This is a genomic window from Martinezella sp. CNPSo 3959 (assembly GCF_057784355.1).
The window spans coordinates 731,842-747,469 of the sequence record NZ_JBXSOV010000001.1 but is presented as its reverse complement, the minus strand read 5'-3'; the positions used below and the strand labels follow the sequence as shown (position 1 = coordinate 747,469).

Sequence of the window (15,628 nt, the reverse complement as noted above, 5' to 3'; positions counted from 1 at the left end):
GCAGTCGATTCACGGGAAGCAGCGGCCGCGTGAACGATGCTCGCCAATCGTCGCGCCGCGGAATAGCGCGAGCACGTCGGGGCTAAGCCAGTTATCATTCCCGCGCATAATTATGGTGAATTATGCGTTGTTCTTAGCGCATTCTTAAGCATGTTTGCTAATCATGAGGATATGTAACCGCCGGAGCGCAGGTGTTGTTTTTGCCTGGCTCCTGTTTGCCGATGCGATCGGCCCGCGCGCATGAGCGCCCGCGGCAAGGTTCCGATGTCTTCTTGTATGTGTTGCGTATTGTTGCGTTCGGAGTTCATGTGCCGTGAGTATTTTTTCGACCTTCATCAGGGTCAGTCCCTCTATGAATACAGCGCTGGAAGTGCTGAGGGACACCCAGGCCAAACTGGGTAATGCCGAACGACAGATGTCGTCGGGCCTGCGGGTTCAAACGGCGAGAGACAATGCTACGTACTGGAAAATCTCGACTTTGACGCATACTGACGTCGGTGCAATTTCGTCGGTTCAGGATGCGCTCGGTCTCGCCGCCTCGACCGTCAGCACGGCTTCCACGGGTGTCGGCAGCGCGATCGACGTCGTCACCGAGATCAGGACAAAGCTTGTTAGCGCCTATGAGACCAGCGTCGACAAGACGAAACTCAATGATGAGATTGCGCAGCTGAAAGAGCAACTGCGCAGCATCGGAGAGTCTGCGACCTTCAATGGCGTCAACTGGACCGTGCTGCGGGATGGCGCCGATCCTACCGATCCGCATGAAGTGCCGGGTTCGCTGATCCGCGGCAGCAACGGGATGGTTTCGATCGGCATGTTGAGCTATGCAGGCGTGAGTTCGACGAGCGGCCCGATCACATCGGCCGATGCGCGCTATCTGATCGATGATCAGTCGAGCGGCTCCGGCGGATATGGCGTGCTGACGTCGACGTCTTTCGCGACCGAGGCCGGGGCTGCAAGGAACTATGTGCTCGTCAGCACTCAGAACGGCAATACGAGCGGCCAGGTGGAGATCTCGCTCGATGCGAATACGACCAAAGGGGCCATCGCCGACATGGTCAACACAGTGACGGGAATGTTGAATCAGCTCAAGACGATCGGGTCCGCCTTCGGCTCCCTCGAATCGCGCATCAATCTCCAGACCGAGTTCGCCAAGAATCTGAGCGATTCCTTGACCAGCGGTGTCGGGAAGCTTGTCGATGCCGATATGGAGCAGCAATCGAGCAAGGTTCTGGCGCTGCAGGCTCAGCAGCAGCTCGGGCTGCAATCGCTCTCGATCGCCAATGCCAGCTACAATACGGCTTTGCAGCTTTTCCAGAATCTCTGAGAGCCAACCAAAATCATAAGAGGCAGAGTTATGCGTATCCTCGTTGCCTCGGTGGCTTTCGCCGTTTTTTCGCTTGGCTGGAGTGTTCGCGGTGCTGTCAGAGGCAGCGTCTGATGTCTATTATTGAAAGATTGTTGCGGAAATTGCTTCCATCCCAAAGATATAAGGGCGTCATAGATTTCTCTTCACGATATTGCCGCAATGCTTCATATCTGCTGCGGCCATCGAACCGGAGAGCGATGATTCCATGATAAAGAGAATTGCCATTCTTGCCCTAGCGGCAGCCTTTTTGAACGCATGCACGACCACCGATCCCTATACAGGTGAGCAGAAAGTTTCCAATACGGCAGGCGGTGCAGCGATCGGTGCCGGTGTCGGCGCTGTCGCAGGCCTTCTGATCGGCCATTCGCCGGCCTCGCGCCGCAATGCCGCGCTGATCGGCGCAGGCGTCGGTGCGCTCGCAGGTGCGGGCATCGGCAACTACATGGACCAGCAGGAATCCGAACTGCGTGCGCAGCTGCAGGGCACCGGCGTTTCGGTTACCCGCGTCGGCGACCGCATCATCCTCAACATGCCGTCGGCGATTACCTTCGATATCGACCAGGACGCGATCAAGCCGGAATTCTTCCCGACGCTGAATTCCGTCGCGATCGTTCTGCGCAAGTTCAACCGCACGCTGATCGACGTCAACGGCCATACAGATTCGACTGGCAGTCTGCAGCATAACCAGGATCTGTCCGAACGCCGCGCCGGATCGGTTGCGTCCTACCTCGGTAGCCAGGGTATCGACCAGCGCCGCATGTCGGCCATCGGTTTCGGTCCATCGCAGCCGGTTGCAACGAACGCAACCGAGGCCGGTCGCGCGCAGAACCGCCGCGTCGAGATCCAGATCGCACCGATCACGCAGAACGGCTAAGCCTTTCTGGACAAAAACGGCCGGGTCTCAGCATCCGGCCGTTTTTTTGCGTCCGATCACGCGTGCATGCTGGCGCCTTTGGTGATCTTGTCGACGATTTTCTTGTCTGCACGCAGCGCGATGCCGACCACCTTGGCGTCCTCAGGCGCGAATTCGGAAAAGACGGCGCGGTTGGCCGCATCATGGCCGGTTGAAAACATTTCCTCGATGAAGATTGAAGACGTGACGCCACGCTCCAGCGAGCGGCGGTGGATGGCGGTAATGCTCTCCTTATCGGCCGAGAGCACGATGATGGGCTGGATCGACAAAGCATTGTAGACGTTGCCGGTGCGATCGCGATAGGCTTCGCCGATGATATCAGGATGCTGCCCGGCTATGCCTGTCGACAGGAACGCCGTTACATTCAGCTTTTGCCAGGATTGAAGGTCGCTTCGCAGAACGATCGCGATTTTGGTATCGAACATCGATGGTCACTTTCATGCAGTCTGGAAATGGGACATTGCGGGAGGATGTAACCGGACAGATCTTCGAGGGTCTTGAACGTTTGTGCGTGACGCCGGAGGCCAACCGCATCCTGTCCGCGCCGGCCTATCCGGGTATCGAGCGCATCCAGGCGCAGTTTCGCGGCGATGCCTTCGAGCTGCATCGGCACGATACCTATGCGCTTGGCGTCACCATGCGCGGCGTGCAGACATTCCGCTATCGCGGCGAACAGCGCTATAGCCTGCCGGGACGGGTGATCATTCTTCATCCGGACGAACTGCATGACGGCGGGGCCGCGACCGATGACGGGCTCGTGTACCGAATGCTGTATCTGGAGCCATCGGTGCTGTTTCAATGCCTCGAAGCGGCGCGTGTCGGCCTGCCTTTCGTCGATGACCCCGTGGTGGAAGACAATCGTCTCGCCGGCTTGCTGCTGGCGGCGCTTGGTGAGCTCGATCGCGAGCTGGATGAGCTCTTCGTTGACGATTTCGTCTCGCGGCTGACCGACGGGCTTGTCCAGCACGCCCGTTTGCCGCAACGGCCTTTAGGTAGCATTGCCTGGGGGCAGGTGAAGGCTGCGCGGGACTACCTCGAAGCGCATGTCACGCGGGGTGTGCGCTCGCAGGAGCTTGAGCGCATCACCGGCCTCGATCGCTTTGCGCTGGCGCGACATTTCCGCGCCGCGTTTGCAACAAGCCCGCATCGGTTCCTGCTGATGCGGCGGCTGCAGCAGGCAAAGGCGATGATCGGCGCGGGAGAGCCGATCGCGGAGGTGGCCGCCGCAACCGGGTTTGCCGATCAGAGCCATCTCACCCGGCATTTCAAGAAGGCGTTCGGCATTGCTCCAGGTGCCTGGAACACTATGGTTCAAAGAACCGCTTAGCCGAGCTTGCCAACCTTCAATGCAGGCCGAGGAACTGCTTGAGTTCAGGTGTTTGCGGATTGGCAAAGACTTCGCCCGGCGGTCCGATTTCGTGCACGCGCCCCTGGTGCATGAAGACCACGCGCGAGCAGACGTCCCTGGCGAATTTCATCTCATGCGTCACCATCAGCAGCGTCATGCCTTCGCCGGCCAGTTCGCGCACGACAGCAAGGACTTCCGCCACCAGCTCCGGGTCCAGCGCGGAGGTGATTTCATCGCAGAGAAGCGCGATCGGCTGCATGGCAAGTGCTCTTGCGATGGCGACGCGCTGCTGCTGGCCGCCTGAGAGTTCATCCGGATAGGCGTCGAACTTGTGCCCAAGGCCGACGCGGTCGAGCATGCGCCGCGCCATCGCCTCGGCTTCGGCCTTGGCAGTCTTCTTGACGACCATCTGCGAGAGCATGACGTTGCGTCCCGCACTCAGATGCGGAAAGAGATTGAACTGCTGAAAGATCATGCCGACCTTCAGCCGGAGCGCCTTCAGATGCAGGTCGTCAGGCAAAAGCTGTGCACCGGCCACGGAAATCGAGCCGTCATTGATCGTCTCCAGCCCGTTGATGCAGCGCAGCAGTGTCGATTTTCCGGAGCCGCTCTTGCCAATGATAGCGATGACCTCGCCCGGCTCGACATCGAGGTTGATGCCCTTCAGGACTTCATTGGTGCCGAAGCTCTTGCGGACTTCAGTGATTTCGATGAGCGACATTGAGCTTCCTCTCCAGGATCTGGCTGCTCTTCGACAGCGGCCAGCACAGGGCGAAATAGATAAGCGCGACAAAGCCGTAGACGGTGAATGGCTGAAAGGTCGCGTTGGTGATGACGGTGCCGGCCTTCGATAGCTCTACGAAGCCGATAATGGAGGTCAGGGCCGTGCCCTTGACGACCTGCACGGAGAAGCCGACCGTCGGCGGCACGGCGATGCGCAGCGCTTGGGGCAGGATGACGTAGCGCATCTGCTGCAAATAACCCATGCCGAGACTTGCCGATGCTTCCCATTGTCCCTTGGCGACGGCCTCGACGCAGCCGCGCCAGATTTCGGTCAAAAAAGCAGCCGACCAGAGGGTGAGGGCGACGCCGGCAGCCAGCCAGGCCGGCACGTCGATGCCGAAAAGCCCGAGGCCGAAGAAGGCGAGGAAGAGCTGCATCAGCAGCGGCGTGCCCTGGAACAGCTCGACGAAATATCTGACCGCGACGCGGCCGACCTTTGCCTTGCCGATGCGAAGGAACAACAGGATTGCGCCGACGATGGCGCCGCCGGCAAAAGAGACGAGCGATAGTAATATCGTCCAGCGTGCGGCCAGAAGCAGGCCGCGCAGAATATCCCATGTGGTGAATTGGATCATTGGCGGACCCTGCGTGGAAAGATCAGCTTGCCCACTGCGGCAAGTGCCTGCCGAAGCAGGACCGCCAGCGCGAGGTATATCGCCGTGGATACGAAATAGGCCTCGAACGCACGGAACGAGCGCGACTGGATGAAGTTGGCGGCGAAGGTCAGATCCTCGGCGGCGATCTGCGAGACGACGGAGGAGCCGAGCATGACGATGACGACCTGAGAGGACAGTGCCGGCCAGATGCGCTGCAGAGACGGAACGAGGATGACATGCCGGAAGGTCTCGAACCGGGTCATGGCCAGGCTGGCACCCGCTTCGAACTGGCCGCGCGGCGTTGCCTGTATGCCGGCGCGGATGATCTCGCAGCTATAGGCTCCGAGATTGATGATCATGGCGAGATTGGCGGCCGTCATCTCGTTCATCTGAACGCCGATGCCGGGCAGGCCAAAGAAAATGAAGAAGAGCTGGATCAGAAACGGCGTATTGCGGATGAGCTCGACATAGGCAGCCACGAAGGGTTTGAGCCAGCTCGGGCCAAGTGCGCGAGCCCAGGCGCAGGCAATTCCGAGGATAATGCCAAGCACAGCGCCGATAAGGGTCAGCTCCACCGTGACGAGAACGCCCTTGATCAGCGTGGGATAGTATTCGGCAAGCCAGCCGAAATCGAAGTGATAGCGCATGGGAGAAAGCCTCGCTGAGACCGATCACGCCGCCGAATGACGGCGAGATCAGTCCTGCGTTGATCAGAAGCCGGCCGGCAGGTCGGCGCCCAGCCACTTCTGTGACATCTTGTTCAGTGTCCCGTCCGCCTTGGCGGCGGCAATGATGTCATTGACCTTCTTCTGCAATGCCTGCTCGTTCTTGTTCAGGCCGATGAAGCAGGGGGAGTTGGTGATGAGGAATTTCATCTCGGGCTTCTTTGGCGGATTCCTGGCAAGAATGGCCGCCGCGACGACATTGCCGGTTGCAACCAGCTGAACCTGTCCGGACAGGAACGCGGAGATGGTGCCGTTATTGTCCTCGTAGCGCTTGATCGTCGCATCTTGCGGCGCGACCTTGGTCAGCGCGAGATCTTCGATCGCACCGCGGGTGACGCCGATCGTCTTGCCGGAAAGGTCTTCGGGCTTAGCGGCCGCGATATCGCCGGGACCGAAGACGCCGTTGAAGAAGGGCGCATAGGCGTCGGAGAAATCGATGACCTTTTCACGATCCGGATTCTTGCCGAGGCTTGAGATCACCAGATCGACCTTGTTGGTCTGCAGATAGGGAATGCGGTTGGCGCTGGTAACCGGAACAAGCTCCGTTTTCACGCCGAGTTTTTCGCCGATCAGATTGGCCATGTCGATGTCATAGCCCATGGGTGCCATGTCCGTGCCGACACTGCCGAAGGGCGGAAAGTCCTGCGGAACGGCGACGCGCAGCGTGCCGCGCGAGGTTATGTCGCTCAGGGCATCCGCCCGAGCTGCGCCAGGGGCGGAAACCGACCCCATCGCCAGCATCGCGATACCGAGTGCCATGAGCATTTGTCTGCGCTTCATCGAATGTCCTTCCAATCGTGGCTGTATGAAAGCTGAAAGGCGAAAGGCAAGACATATGCCAGTCGGCGGAAGACTGCCTCGCGATGTCATGGTATGGATGAAAGTGAATGTTCGGTGATCGTTGAGGCGATGGATTGATTAAAATATAGGCAAAATTCTGCCGCGATGCTTTTTCCGGCCAGCCGATCGTCGCACCTTTGATCAATCGCACAAAACTTGAACTTATGCGCGATAGCGGCTCACTTTCATCACTGGACAGCCCCGCCCCAAATGCCCCATAGAACCGAGAGGGGTTAACGCCCTGGACGACCGCGATGGGAGATTCGGACTATGGTTTTGGCTGATGCAAAGGCGGGAACACGCAACGAGGCCGGCATATCCGCCGTTCTCGGCATTCTGAAGCAGGCCTTCGGTGAACGTTTCCAGACGGGCGAGAGTTTTCGTGCCCAGCACGCCCACACCACCACTTATATCCCATCGCAGTTGCCGGACGGCGTGGTCTTTGCTGAAACGAGCGAGGACGTGCGGACTGTCGTGAAGGCATGTGCCGAACACAAGGTCCCGGTTATTCCTTTTGGCACCGGGTCTTCGCTGGAGGGGCAGGTGAATGCGCCGCAGGGCGGCATTTCCATCGATTTCAGCCGCATGAACCGTATTCTCGAAGTCAATGCCGAGGATCTGGATTGCACGGTCGAGCCCGGTGTCACCCGCGAGCAGCTTAATACCTACCTGCGCGACACGGGCCTGTTCTTCCCGATCGATCCGGGCGCTAACGCTTCTATCGGCGGCATGGCATCGACGCGCGCATCGGGTACCAACGCCGTGCGCTATGGCACGATGAAGGACAATGTTCTGTCCGTGACCGTGGTGACTGCCAATGGCGAGGAAATCCGCACCGCCCGCCGCGCCAAGAAATCATCCGCCGGTTACGATCTGACACGGCTCTTTGTCGGAGCGGAAGGCACGCTCGGCGTACTGACGTCGATCACCCTGCGCTTGCAGGGCATTCCGCAGAAGATCGCCGGTGGGGCCTGCGCTTTTCCGGACGTCAAGGCGGCTTGCGATGCCGTCATCATGACCATCCAGATGGGCGTTCCCGTCGCGCGCATCGAGCTGCTCGATGCCATGCAGATGCGGGCCTGCAACCGCTATTCCGGCCTGACCTATGACGAGAAGCCGACGCTTTTCCTTGAATTCCACGGCACCGACGAGACGGTAGCGCTGCAATCGGCGCAATTTGCCGAGATCGCAGCCGAGTGCGGTGGCGGCGAATTCCTTTGGACAAGCAATGCCGAAGAACGCAACAAGCTCTGGAAGGCCCGCCACGACGCCTATTGGGCCTGCCGGGCGTTGGCGCCGGAGTTGGCTGCGCTATCGACAGATGTCTGCGTGCCGATCTCACGCCTTGCCGAATGTGTCGCGGAAACCCAGGCCGATATCGAGGCGCATGGCCTGCTGGCACCGATCGTCGGCCATGCTGGCGACGGCAATTTCCATGTGCTCGTCCTATTTGACGACAAGACGCCTGAAGGGATCGCTGTTGTCGAGGAATTCGTCGCGCGCCTCAATGCGCGTGCGCTCGCCATGGATGGCACATGCACCGGCGAGCACGGCATAGGGCAGGGGAAGATGGCGTTTCTGGAGCAGGAGCTCGGCGATGCCGTCGATCTGATGCGTCAAATCAAGGAGTCGCTCGATCCGGACGCCATTTTCAATCCAGGGAAGATATTCCGCAGGCACTGAAAGATGGAATATTTTCATGATCTTGGCTTGCTACGCGTGCGAATGGCGCTAGGCTGCATCCGCACTTTTCCGGTTTTTGCCACAAAAAGCCACTGACACGCGCTAGAGGAGGCGTACCTCTTAAAAAGAGCTGCTGTGACAGGCGGAGATCGGGTAGAACCGTACATAGACTAAATTATGCCGTGTATGCGCTCTGACAAGCGAGACCTGCATACGTTGGGAATGAAGATTGGAGACGATACGCGTTGTTAGGTAGGGTCCTGGTTTTTCTGGGTGGATTGCTTGTGGTGGTGCTGTTCCTGGCGCTGCTCGCCCCGCTCTTCATAGACTGGACCGATTTTCGCAAGAACTTCGAGGATCAGGCGAGCCGCATCATCGGCAAGAAGGTGACTGTTCATGGCACCGTGGATGCCCGTCTTCTGCCGTTCCCGTCGGTGACGCTGCATGACGTCCGCGTCGGCCAGGAGGCTGATGGAACGCCGCTCGTGCAGGTGGCTGAATTCTCCATGGATGCGGAACTTGCGCCTTTCCTTTCCGGCGAAGCGCTGATCTTCGATATGCGGGTGTCCAAGCCCAAGGTGCGGCTGCGGTTGCTGAAGGACGGCACGCTCGACTGGATGCGCGGTAGCCAGCCGGAAATTCCCGCAAAGTCCGTCGTGCTCGAAAGCGTTCACGTAGAAGACGGCGATATTCTCTTCATCGACGAGCAAACGGGCAGGACCCGGCACGTCACGGGCCTGAATGCCCAGATGTCGGCGCGGTCGCTTGCCGGCCCTTGGCGTATCGAGGGCGATGCGGCCCTCGACAACGAGCATGGCAATTTCACGGTTTCCAGCAGCCAGCCTGACGACAACGGCGTCCTGCGCGTCCGCACCCGGCTGATGCCGGACCGCCATCCGCTTAATGTCGATCTCGATGGCGAGCTTAAACTCGTCAACAGCAAGCCCGATTACATGGGCTCCTTCACGGCCGGGGTTAACGACAAGCAGACGCGCGATTCTGCCGATCAGAAGGCGCAGCCCCGCATTAAGGGCCGTTTCGAGCTGACGAATGACCGTATTCGCGTTCCGGAATATCGCCTTGAAGTCGGTGCCGATGACGATCCTTATGTCGTCACAGGCGAGGCGACGCTGGATACAGGTTCCAAGCCGGAATTCCTGCTGACGGCCGATGGTCAGCAGATCGACGTCAACCGTCTCGGCAACAACAAGGGCACCAACGGCAAGACCAATCGCAACCCGGCAATCTCGGCGCGTCAGCGCCTCAACAATTTGATTGCGATTGCGGCCGAGATCCCGGTGCCACAGGTTCCCGGCAAGGCGACCTTCCGGCTGCCGGCCATCGTGGCGGGTGACACGACCATACGCGACGTGCAGCTCGATCTCGAACCGGCGGGAACGGGATGGAAGATCGATCATGCGATCGGCACGATGCCCGGCCGCACACAGGTCGAAGCGCGCGGCAATCTCATGCTGCGGGACGAGCCCAACTTCATCGGTAATCTGGTTGTTGCGTCCAACCAGCCGTCAGGATTGGCCTCGTGGCTTGTCGGGTCCGTCGATCCGGCGATACGCCAGCTGCGTCAGGCCGGCTTCTCCGCCGATGTCAGCCTGAAGCATGACGAGCAGCGCTTCGAAAATCTCGAGATCGCAATTGGTCCGGCCACGCTGAAAGGCCGGATCGATCGCCAGAGCGGGACGGACAAGGCGCCGCCAAAGCTTGCAGTCGATCTGACCGGCGATGCTCTCGACCTCGATGCGCTGAGGGCGCTGACCGGGCTCTTTACAGGCCAGGATACGGGAGAATCCTTCTTCGATCACCGGATTACGGCGCATCTCCAGGCTGGAAAATTCATGGCCTTCGGCGTGCCAGCCGATAATGTCGATACCTCATTTTCCGTTGCCGACGGCGCTCTGACGATCGACAAGCTTTCGGTGCACAATGTCGCCGGCGCCGAAATCACCGCAACGGGCCGCGCTGATGGCACGCCATCCGACTACAAGGGATCGGGCGAGATCACCTTCAAGGCCGCAGATCCGGGGCCATTCTTTGAAATGCTGCGTCAGCATTTGCCGCACCATCCCGTCATGGACCGTTTGGTGCGCAATGCAGCCTGGTATGGAAATACGGCTCTTCGCGGGGCAGTGACGCTTGGCGGCGATCAGGACAACGCGCTGACGGTGACGCTTGCCGGCGTTTCCAACGGCAGCCGCGTCAATTTCGATTATCGCATGTCCGATCTTTCGGCGTTCACGGGCAAGGGCACCACGACGCTTGAGGGAACGCTGGAAAACTCGGTGACGTCGATCCTGTTCGGCCAGGCGGGTCTCGATCCGTTGCCTGTCGAAGCCGATGCCAATGGTCGTCTGACGCTGAAAGTGTCGGCAAGTGGCACCGATCCGGCGGATGCCGCGCTCACTTTTGCGACCGACAAAACATCGTTTACCGCAAACGGCAAGGTGGATGTCCGTCCAGCTACCTTCCTCAACGGCAACATAGCGCTATCGTTCGAAAGCGCTGACATCGATCCCTATTTCGTAATGAACGGCATCGGTATTCCGCAGATGGGCGCTGGTTTGCCGGTGAAGTTTCAGGCTAATGCCGCATTGAGCCCGGACAAGATCGTATTTTCGGATATGAAGGGGCTGTTTGCCGACAACAACATGTCCGGCACGCTGACCGTCGATCGGAAGGCGCCGAATCTAAAGGCCTCGGGTGAATTGTCGCTCGACAAGATGGATCTCGACTGGCTGGCGGAAGCCATCTACGGGCCGATGAGTGATCCGAAAACAGGCGCGCTCAACAAGGACAAGCTCGGCCTTCCAGCCTTCGGCGGCATGGACATCGGCGTCAAACTCTCTGCAAAACAGGTATGGCCTGGTCTGTTCGGTCCCATTTCGAATTTCACCGCCAATGCAGCTTACAGGGGCGAGGAGTTGCGGCTGAACGATCTGACGGGTGGCTGGAATGGCGGTACGCTGACCGGGAGCGCGATGTTCGCCAATTCGGATGGCACCGGCCTGCTGCAGACGAAGCTCAGCCTTGCCAATGGCGATCTTGCGGCTGTTGCCTGGCAGCGCGATGGGGCGCCGCTTGCGACCGGCCGCTTCGGCCTTGCGATGAATGCCGAAGCGAGTGGCAAGAGCATTGCCGACCTTGCCGCGAATGCGAGCGGTTCGGGTGAAATGAAGCTCGGCGAGACGCATGTGCGTGGCCTCAATCTTTCCGTCATGCCGCCGCTCCTCTCGGCGACGGATCAGATTCAGGGCGATATCACCGCCGCCAAGGTGCTGCCGATCGTGCAGACGCTGCTGAACAATGGCGAAGCGGTCCTGCCGGCGACCAGCATCCCTTTCAACATTTCCGCCGGTGTTGTGCGAGCGACCAATATTATCGCCGGCAACGATCTAGCAAAGCTTTCGGGCAATGCCGAAATCAGCCTGCCGGATGAACGCATTCGCGGCTCACTCGGTATCGACTTCAAGGCCGGTGCCGAAGCGCAGAGCGGGGCGGAACCGGCCCTACGCCTCGATTTCGCCGGACCGCTCTCCGCACCTGGCCGGACGATGGATATCACGGATGTCACCAGCTTCCTGTCTGTCCGGGCATTCGAGCGCGAGCGCCGTCGGGTGGAGCGCTTGCAGGCCAATGTGCTTGAAAAGCAGCGGCTGCGGCGTGAGGTGGCGCTGTACAAGTATGTTGCAGGCGTGCGCGAGGCTCAGCGCCAGCGCGATGCCGCCATCGAGCAACAGCGCCGTGCAGAAGAGGAACGGTTACGCAATCTGGCTCAGCAGGCGGCCGCTCAGAAGCAAGCGGATGAAGAGGCGCGCGCCAAGCTGGCGGCGGAGGAAGCGGCCAAGGCCAAGGCGGCCGCCGACGCGCGAACCAAGGCTGAAACTCAGCATCCGACGGCACCTTTGAATTTCAATGAGCTGCCGGGAGTTGCCCAGTAAACCGGAAGGTTGTGGATTGATCCACATCTGGTAGGTAAAGCGCGCTCACGACATCGTCTTGAGCTCTCTGCAACTATTCAGTTGCGATCCTTCAGCCATTTAAGGACATAGAGGCGGAGCGCAGAGGAGAGATTGCTGCCGGCTTCGCGCCCGTCGTCGATCTCGGAGATCAGTGCTGCGAGCGACGTGCCGCGCGCGTTGGCGATCGCCTTCAGTTCTGTCCAGAAGGCATCCTCGAGGGAAAAGCTCGTGCGATGGCCATGCAGCGTCGCGGAATGTTTACGGATCATCGGCGGATCGATCAAAAATCGGAAATGGCGGGATATTTCTGAAAGTGATTCAAAATGCGGAAGTAAGCAACTGATTTCTGAAGTTTTTTATCTCAGAACCTAAATTAGTCTTCGGTCTTCTTGGTTTCGATTCGGCCGGCCTCGTGCGCCTTTGCGGCCTTTTCGTTAAGCGTTGTCGTCAGCTTCTTCTCAGCCTTGGTCCTTCCGAAGGCGATGCGGTTCTGCTCAGCCTGCGTTTCCTTATCAGAGCGGGCCTGCTTCTTGCGAAACTGGCGCAGATTGACGATTTCGGCGCTCATTAATCTATTCCGTTACCGACATGAAAAAGGGAAGCGGATGCTTCCCCTATAATGGCTACTGCTTCTTGCGGAATGCGTCGAGAGAGACAACCGATCCCGGCTTCTTTTCCTCGCCTTCCTTGGCTGCCGCCGCAGGCGCTTCCTCGCCTTCGACCGGCACCGGATAGGCCGTGATTTCGCCGGAGGAGGTCTCTTCTTCTTCATCAGCCAGCGGCACGTCAAATTCCAGTTCGAAATTGACGGAGGGGTCGTAGAAGCCGCGGATGGCGTTGAAGGGGACGACCAGCTTTTCCGGGACGTCGGAGAAGGAGAGGCCGATTTCGAATTGGCTTTCCGTGATCTTCAGATCCCAGAACTGGTGCTGGATGACGATGGTCATCTGTTCGGGATATTTCGCCTTCAGGTGCTGCGAAATGCGCACGCCCGGGGCGCCGGTCAGAAAGGTGATGAAGAAATGGTGGTCACCGGGCAGGCGGCCTGTAGCGCCGACCTCGGTCAGCACCTTGCGGATTACTCCCCGCAGGGCGTCCTGTGCCAAAATGTCGTAGCGGATATGATCCTGCCCCATGCTTTCCTGTCTTTCGTTGGCCATGCTTTTTATAGGCTTATGCCACGCTGAGCGCCGCCGGAAAAGCCCTATGCGCGAGTCACCGCATGTCGATCCATAATATAGCACTGGAGAAGAAGGTGAAGGCTTCTGTTGCCAGGTGCCTTCGAACCCCGCCTAAGAGTGCGACCCCTTAGGACTTTATTTGAAGTGTCACACCGCGATTAAGCAGCGAGACGAGCTTCCGCATAGTTGTCGTTTGCAACTACAATTTTAGCCCGATAACGGCGGTACAATGCCGAGCGAAAAGTCGATCTTTACACCCTTGTCGATCCTGTTTCGCCCCCATCAAAAGCCGGTCTGTCGCAAGTTCTGCCGGCCGGTTTTTGGTGGAGGCGCCGGGTACCGCCCCCGGGTCCAATAGGTTTATTACACCGCTCATTTATCGCCATAGCCGGCCCGAAGACCGGCAAGGGTGATATAGTGTTTTCCGCAGGCGAAGGGAAGGGCAATTGTCATAAATGCTTCGCGGAAACATCGGTTTGCCCCGAAGGCCGCGAGATTTGCCTGAATTACGTTTGGCCGCGGTTGGTTTCGCAGCGGCTTGTCACTAGAATTGCGAAAAAGGAATCGGCAGGCTGTCGTTCAGGCAAGCCTTTTGGCCGGAAAATTCAAGCGATTTCGGAGCGGAAGATGGCTCGTCACCCAGAGTATCAATATCTCGACCTGATGGCGCATCTGCTCGAGCATGGCGATCGCCGCATCGATCGCACCGGCGTCGGCACCTTGAGCGGTCTCGGCGCCATGATGCGCTTCGATCTCTCGAAGGGGCAGATTCCGATCTTCACTACCAAGCGCGTCTACTGGAAGCTCGCCGTTAAGGAGATGCTCTGGTTCCTGACGGGCGACACCAACATCCGCAATCTCCTGAAGGAAAATGTGCGGATCTGGACCGACTGGCCGCTGGCGAAATATCGTAAGGCGACAGGCGAAGAGATCGATCAGGTCGCTTTTGAAAAGCGCATTCTGGAGGACGAGGCCTTTGCTCTGCAATGGGGCGATCTCGGCCCGGTTTATGGCAAGCAGTGGCGGCAATGGCGCGATGCCGAAGGCCGCGTGCATGACCAGCTGGCCGCGGTCATCAAGGATCTCAAGGCCAATCCCGGCAGCCGCCGCATAATCTTCCACGCCTGGAATGTCGGCGAGCTCGCTGATATGGCGTTGCCTCCCTGCCACATGGTTTACCAGTTTCACGTATCGAATATCTCGGCCGAAGGGGGCAAACGGCCGCGTCTCAGCCTGATGGTTTTCCAGCGCTCATGCGATCTGTTCCTCGGCAATCCCTTCAACATTTGCCAGCAGGCGGTTTTGCTGGCTATGGTCGCGCAGCAGGTCGATATGGATATGGGCGAGCTGGTCTGGTCGGGTGGTGACGTCCACCTCTACCTCAACCATCTGGACGCGATCCGCGAGCAGCTCAGCCGTGAGCCGAAGCCGTTTCCGACTTTGCGGCTGCTACGCCGGCCCGACAGCATCGACGATTATCGTATCGAGGATTTCGAGGTTCTCGGATATGAGCCGCACGCGGCGATCGCGGCCGAAGTCGCGGTTTAGGCCTTCGGCTTGGCGTCGGGATCGGTGCGCTGATCAAGGAGTAGTTGCAGGAAGGCGAGATCGAGCCATCGTCCGAACTTCGTGCCGACCTGCGGAAGAAGCCCGACCTGCTGGAAACCGAGCTTTTCATGCAGCCGGATCGAAGCCTCGTTGCCTGCCTCGATGCCCGCGACCATTGCATGCTTGCCGATCGCCCGAGCGCGCTCGATGAGCTCGATCATCAGCGCCTTGCCGATGCCGCCGCGGTACTGATCGTTTCGCACATAGACGGAGTGCTCGACCGTGTGCCGATAGCCGTCGAAGGCGCGCCAGTCACCGAAGGAGGCATAGCCGACGACTTCGCCATGCTCATTGGTTGCGACCAGCACGGGATAGCCGAGCTTGTGTCGATCCTGCAGCCACTGCTTGCGATTGGCGATATCGACCTGCGTCTCGTTCCAGATCGCGGCGGTATTGGCGACGGCGTCGTTATAGATCGCGGTTATTCCCGCGAGATCTTCGTCTGTCGCATCGCGAATTTGCATCGGTCGCTCCGTAGACTCCATCCCTCAGATTGGATGGTCGTATCGTTTGTTCTTCATGCTGTCATACACCGATTTCGACGCCTGTCTACTATGTTATTACATGGCTGCATCGGAGATCAAACTCAGCTACGAAAGAATCCAGAT

Annotated in this window: 15 protein-coding genes and 1 other RNA gene; 6 read left to right on the top strand and 10 right to left on the bottom strand. The window is 59.1% G+C overall.

The annotated features are described in order from the left end of the window. Positions 1–352: 352 nt before the first annotated feature. Both AC13RE_RS03800 and AC13RE_RS03795 read left to right on the top strand, forming a co-directional pair. Entirely contained in the window at positions 353–1,327 is a 975-nt protein-coding gene (locus tag AC13RE_RS03800; RefSeq protein ID WP_488562535.1) for a flagellin N-terminal helical domain-containing protein, read from the top strand. Between the two features lie 247 nt (positions 1,328–1,574). Further along, on the top strand, positions 1,575–2,243 hold the full coding sequence (locus AC13RE_RS03795; RefSeq protein ID WP_015340308.1) for a YiaD family glycine zipper/OmpA-like lipoprotein: 669 nt from the start codon (positions 1,575–1,577) through the stop codon (positions 2,241–2,243). 56 nt (positions 2,244–2,299) lie between these two features. On the opposite strand, the gene AC13RE_RS03790 is transcribed toward AC13RE_RS03795, so the two are convergent. Further along, on the bottom strand, positions 2,300–2,707 hold the full coding sequence (locus tag AC13RE_RS03790) for a DUF2000 family protein (protein WP_112334527.1): 408 nt from the start codon (positions 2,705–2,707) through the stop codon (positions 2,300–2,302). A 14-nt stretch (positions 2,708–2,721) separates the two neighbouring features. On the opposite strand from AC13RE_RS03790, the gene AC13RE_RS03785 reads away from it, so the two are divergent. After that, positions 2,722–3,609, top strand: coding sequence for an AraC family transcriptional regulator (locus tag AC13RE_RS03785; protein WP_488562000.1), 888 nt, complete (start codon positions 2,722–2,724; stop codon positions 3,607–3,609). A gap of 16 nt (positions 3,610–3,625) precedes the next feature. Here the strand turns inward: AC13RE_RS03785 and AC13RE_RS03780 are convergent, their stop codons facing one another. From AC13RE_RS03780 to AC13RE_RS03765, 4 genes are all read right to left on the bottom strand, one after another. After that, positions 3,626–4,351 (bottom strand): amino acid ABC transporter ATP-binding protein, encoded by a 726-nt coding sequence (locus AC13RE_RS03780; protein WP_015340305.1) that lies wholly within the window; start codon positions 4,349–4,351, stop codon positions 3,626–3,628. Continuing rightward, entirely contained in the window at positions 4,329–4,988 is a 660-nt protein-coding gene (locus tag AC13RE_RS03775) for an amino acid ABC transporter permease (protein ID WP_112605307.1), read from the bottom strand. The genes AC13RE_RS03780 and AC13RE_RS03775 overlap by 23 nt, the downstream gene beginning before the upstream one ends. After that, a complete protein-coding gene (locus AC13RE_RS03770) occupies positions 4,985–5,656 on the bottom strand; it encodes an amino acid ABC transporter permease (protein ID WP_488561999.1) in 672 nt (223 codons plus the stop codon). The genes AC13RE_RS03775 and AC13RE_RS03770 overlap by 4 nt, the downstream gene beginning before the upstream one ends. Before the next feature lie 63 nt (positions 5,657–5,719). Then, a complete protein-coding gene (locus AC13RE_RS03765) occupies positions 5,720–6,499 on the bottom strand; it encodes a transporter substrate-binding domain-containing protein (protein WP_132717694.1) in 780 nt (259 codons plus the stop codon). 345 nt (positions 6,500–6,844) lie between these two features. Between AC13RE_RS03765 and AC13RE_RS03760 the strand changes: the two genes are divergently transcribed. Both AC13RE_RS03760 and AC13RE_RS03755 read left to right on the top strand, forming a co-directional pair. Further along, entirely contained in the window at positions 6,845–8,257 is a 1,413-nt protein-coding gene (locus tag AC13RE_RS03760) for an FAD-linked oxidase C-terminal domain-containing protein (protein WP_113230546.1), read from the top strand. Positions 8,258–8,502: 245 nt separating this feature from the next. Further along, positions 8,503–12,210 (top strand): AsmA family protein, encoded by a 3,708-nt coding sequence (locus tag AC13RE_RS03755; protein ID WP_488561998.1) that lies wholly within the window; start codon positions 8,503–8,505, stop codon positions 12,208–12,210. A 77-nt stretch (positions 12,211–12,287) separates the two neighbouring features. Here the strand turns inward: AC13RE_RS03755 and AC13RE_RS03750 are convergent, their stop codons facing one another. The 4 genes from AC13RE_RS03750 to ssrA all read right to left on the bottom strand — a co-directional run bounded on the left by AC13RE_RS03750 (position 12,288) and on the right by ssrA (position 13,856). Next, on the bottom strand, positions 12,288–12,500 hold the full coding sequence (locus AC13RE_RS03750; protein WP_041677915.1) for a ribbon-helix-helix domain-containing protein: 213 nt from the start codon (positions 12,498–12,500) through the stop codon (positions 12,288–12,290). A 104-nt stretch (positions 12,501–12,604) separates the two neighbouring features. Then, positions 12,605–12,799 carry a DUF4169 family protein gene (locus AC13RE_RS03745; RefSeq protein ID WP_015340298.1) on the bottom strand — a complete coding sequence of 65 codons (195 nt, stop codon included), beginning with the start codon at positions 12,797–12,799 and terminating at the stop codon, positions 12,605–12,607. A gap of 55 nt (positions 12,800–12,854) precedes the next feature. Continuing rightward, positions 12,855–13,367, bottom strand: coding sequence for an SspB family protein (locus AC13RE_RS03740; RefSeq protein ID WP_041677914.1), 513 nt, complete (start codon positions 13,365–13,367; stop codon positions 12,855–12,857). A gap of 118 nt (positions 13,368–13,485) precedes the next feature. Continuing rightward, positions 13,486–13,856: a transfer-messenger RNA gene (gene ssrA / locus AC13RE_RS03735) on the bottom strand. 183 nt (positions 13,857–14,039) lie between these two features. On the opposite strand from ssrA, the gene AC13RE_RS03730 reads away from it, so the two are divergent. Further along, complete coding sequence (locus AC13RE_RS03730) at positions 14,040–14,960, top strand: thymidylate synthase (protein ID WP_488561997.1); 921 nt, start codon at positions 14,040–14,042, stop codon at positions 14,958–14,960. On the opposite strand, the gene AC13RE_RS03725 is transcribed toward AC13RE_RS03730, so the two are convergent. Continuing rightward, positions 14,957–15,484 (bottom strand): GNAT family N-acetyltransferase, encoded by a 528-nt coding sequence (locus AC13RE_RS03725; RefSeq protein ID WP_488561996.1) that lies wholly within the window; start codon positions 15,482–15,484, stop codon positions 14,957–14,959. The genes AC13RE_RS03730 and AC13RE_RS03725 overlap by 4 nt on opposite strands. Positions 15,485–15,628: the final 144 nt, after the last annotated feature.

Excerpts from the sequence above, each read along its gene's own strand:
- AC13RE_RS03740 (WP_041677914.1), bottom strand. The coding sequence starts at position 13,367 with ATGGGGCAGGATCATATCCGCTACGACATTTTGGCACAGGACGCCCTG.
- AC13RE_RS03775 (WP_112605307.1), bottom strand. The coding sequence starts at position 4,988 with ATGATCCAATTCACCACATGGGATATTCTGCGCGGCCTGCTTCTGGCC.
- AC13RE_RS03770 (WP_488561999.1), bottom strand. The coding sequence starts at position 5,656 with ATGCGCTATCACTTCGATTTCGGCTGGCTTGCCGAATACTATCCCACG.
- AC13RE_RS03765 (WP_132717694.1), bottom strand. The coding sequence starts at position 6,499 with ATGCTCATGGCACTCGGTATCGCGATGCTGGCGATGGGGTCGGTTTCC.
- AC13RE_RS03790 (WP_112334527.1), bottom strand. The coding sequence starts at position 2,707 with ATGTTCGATACCAAAATCGCGATCGTTCTGCGAAGCGACCTTCAATCC.
- AC13RE_RS03750 (WP_041677915.1), bottom strand. The coding sequence starts at position 12,500 with ATGATCCGTAAACATTCCGCGACGCTGCATGGCCATCGCACGAGCTTT.
- AC13RE_RS03725 (WP_488561996.1), bottom strand. The coding sequence starts at position 15,484 with ATGCAAATTCGCGATGCGACAGACGAAGATCTCGCGGGAATAACCGCG.
- AC13RE_RS03780 (WP_015340305.1), bottom strand. The coding sequence starts at position 4,351 with ATGTCGCTCATCGAAATCACTGAAGTCCGCAAGAGCTTCGGCACCAAT.
- AC13RE_RS03795 (WP_015340308.1), top strand. The coding sequence starts at position 1,575 with ATGATAAAGAGAATTGCCATTCTTGCCCTAGCGGCAGCCTTTTTGAAC.
- AC13RE_RS03745 (WP_015340298.1), bottom strand. The coding sequence starts at position 12,799 with ATGAGCGCCGAAATCGTCAATCTGCGCCAGTTTCGCAAGAAGCAGGCC.
- AC13RE_RS03785 (WP_488562000.1), top strand. The coding sequence starts at position 2,722 with ATGCAGTCTGGAAATGGGACATTGCGGGAGGATGTAACCGGACAGATC.
- AC13RE_RS03800 (WP_488562535.1), top strand. The coding sequence starts at position 353 with ATGAATACAGCGCTGGAAGTGCTGAGGGACACCCAGGCCAAACTGGGT.
- AC13RE_RS03760 (WP_113230546.1), top strand. The coding sequence starts at position 6,845 with ATGGTTTTGGCTGATGCAAAGGCGGGAACACGCAACGAGGCCGGCATA.
- AC13RE_RS03730 (WP_488561997.1), top strand. The coding sequence starts at position 14,040 with ATGGCTCGTCACCCAGAGTATCAATATCTCGACCTGATGGCGCATCTG.